Raw genomic sequence first — 2,525 nt, 5'->3', positions numbered from 1 at the left:
TGTCCGAAAGGACGACCAGGATCCACTCGGTCTCCTTCCCACTTCAACCATACACCAGAACCAACACACAGGATCCTAGGGTCTGCGCGCCGCTGCGCGGCGCTCCGCCCTAGGATGACGAACGCGAATGGAGCGCACCTCATCTCAATCTACCCATCCGCCTAGCTTGCCCTCCCACCCACCATCGTCTATCGGCGATGGACGATGACCGAATCCCCCGAAACCCGCTGCACGGAAAGCCGCACCATGGCCTTGCGCCTGGCGGCGCTCTCGCACCCGGCGCGCATCGAGATCCTGAAGCGCCTTTCGGCCAGCTCCTGCTGCTCCTGCCGTGAGGTGGTCGACCATCTCGATCTCGCCCAGTCGACCGTTTCGCAGCATCTGAAGATCCTGGTCGAGGCGGGGCTCGTCCGCTTCGAGGCCGACCGCCAGCGCTCGCGCTACGCGGTCGACCATGCCGCCCTTGCGGGCGTCTCCGCCTCGCTCGCCGAACTCGTCAACTCCTGCTGCCCCAGCTTCTCACCCAAAAGGCAAGACTAGTGGCCGAAAAGACCGTATCCGCCGAAGCCGGCACCCTCACCACCCTGCGTAACCTGTGGCCCTATATGTGGCCGGCCGAGCGCGCCGATCTCAGAGCCCGCGTCACCTGGGCGACGCTGCTTCTGGTCGTCGCCAAGCTGACGCTGGTCGCCGGCCCGTATTTCTTCAAATGGGCGACCGATGCGCTGGCCCACGCCGCCAAGACCCCGCCGCCGCTGCCGGCCTTCCTGCTGGCGCCGGTGGCGCTGGTTATCGCCTACAATGTGCTGCGGCTGGTCCAGCTCGGCTTCAACCAGCTGCGCGACGCGCTGTTCGCCCGCGTCGGCCAATATGCGGTGCGCCAACTCGCCTTCCGCACCTTCGTCCACATGCACCAGCTGTCGCTGCGCTTCCATCTCGAGCGCCGCACCGGCGGCCTGTCGCGCATCATCGAGCGCGGCACCAAGGGCATCGAGACCATCGTGCGCTTCATCATGCTGAACACGGCGCCGACCATCCTTGAGTTCGCGCTGACCGCCGGCATCTTCGCCTTCACCTATGGCTGGAGATATGTGGCGGTGGTGGCACTCACCGTCTGGCTTTATGTCTGGTTCACGGTCAGGGCGAGCGACTGGCGCATCTCGATCCGCCGCGACATGAACGACAGCGACACCGACGCCAACACCAAGGCAATCGACTCGCTGCTCAACTTCGAGACGGTCAAATATTTCACCAACGAGCGCATGGAAGCCGAGCGCTTCGACCGCTCGATGGCGCGCTACGAGAACGCCGCGACCAAGACCTGGACCTCGCTCGGCTGGCTGAACTTCGGCCAAGGCGTCATCTTCGGGGTGGGCACCGTCGTCGTCATGTGCATGTCGGCGCTGGAGGTGCAGGCCGGCACCCAGACCGTCGGCGACTTCGTCTTCATCAACGCCATGCTGATCCAGCTCTCGGTGCCGCTCAACTTCATCGGCTTCATCTATCGCGAAATCCGGCAGGGCCTGACCGACATCGAGCACATGTTCGACCTGCTCGACGTGCCGCAGGAAATCGTCGACAAGCCGGATGCGAAGCCGCTCAAGGTCGGCCCGGGCAAGGTCGAATTCCGCGACGTGCATTTCTCCTACGACCCGAACCGCAAGATCCTGAAGGGTGTTTCCTTCGAGGTGCCGGCCGGCAAGACGGTGGCGATCGTCGGTCCCTCCGGCGCCGGCAAGTCGACCATTTCCAGGCTGTTGTTCCGTTTCTACGACGTGCAGGGTGGCCAGGTGCTGATCGACGGCCAGGATATCCGCGACGTCACGCAGGAGAGCCTGCGCGCCGTGCTCGGAATGGTGCCGCAGGACACCGTGCTCTTCAACGACACCATCGCCTACAACATCCGCTACGGCCGCGTCGGCGCCAGCGAGGACGAGGTGCGCAAGGCAGCCGAACTCGCCCAGATCGGCCCGTTCATCGACAAGCTGCCCGAAGGCTACCGCTCGATGGTCGGCGAGCGCGGCTTGAAACTGTCGGGCGGCGAGAAGCAGCGCGTGGCGATCGCCCGCACCATCCTCAAAGCGCCGCCGATCCTGATGCTGGACGAGGCGACCTCGGCGCTGGATAGCCACACCGAGCAGGAGATCCAGGCGGCCCTCGATCTCGTCAGCAAGGGCCGCACCACCATCGTGATTGCGCACCGGCTGTCGACGGTGATCTCGGCCGACGAGATCATCGTCTTGAAGGACGGCCAGATCGCCGAGCGCGGCACGCATGCCGCCCTGCTCGCCAGGCACGGCCTCTACGCCTCGATGTGGGACCGTCAGCGCGAGGCGACCGAAGCCGAGGAGCGCCTGCGCATCGCCCGCGAGAGCGACGAGCTGGGTGTGATCGTGCGCAGAAGGACGGCGGAGGTGAGCTAGCGCCAACTTCCCCTTCTCCCACAAGGGGAGAAGGGGAAGTCGGCGCAAAAATCCCCTTGACCTCAACTTACCTTGAGCTTGCAAACCGTCTCCGAGCCACCT

The 2,525-nt window shown here is 64.9% G+C and carries 2 protein-coding genes; both read left to right on the top strand.

The genetic code is table 11. From position 1 onward, the window contains the following. The first annotated feature begins 204 nt into the window (after window positions 1–204). A complete protein-coding gene (locus KVT37_RS21850; RefSeq protein ID WP_217576874.1) occupies window positions 205–540 on the top strand; it encodes a helix-turn-helix transcriptional regulator in 336 nt (111 codons plus the stop codon). Then, window positions 540–2,423, top strand: coding sequence for an ABC transporter ATP-binding protein/permease (locus KVT37_RS21845; protein ID WP_217576872.1), 1,884 nt, complete (start codon window positions 540–542; stop codon window positions 2,421–2,423). The genes KVT37_RS21850 and KVT37_RS21845 overlap by 1 nt, the downstream gene beginning before the upstream one ends. Window positions 2,424–2,525: the final 102 nt, after the last annotated feature.

The organism is Mesorhizobium sp. GbtcB19 (assembly GCF_019091085.1).
GTDB lineage: Bacteria > Pseudomonadota > Alphaproteobacteria > Rhizobiales > Rhizobiaceae > Mesorhizobium.
This window is presented reverse-complemented; position numbering and strand designations above follow the sequence as displayed.

What these genes read in the sequence shown, in the direction of transcription:
- KVT37_RS21850 (WP_217576874.1), top strand. Translation starts at nt 205, where the DNA reads ATGACCGAATCCCCCGAAACCCGCTGCACGGAAAGCCGCACCATGGCC.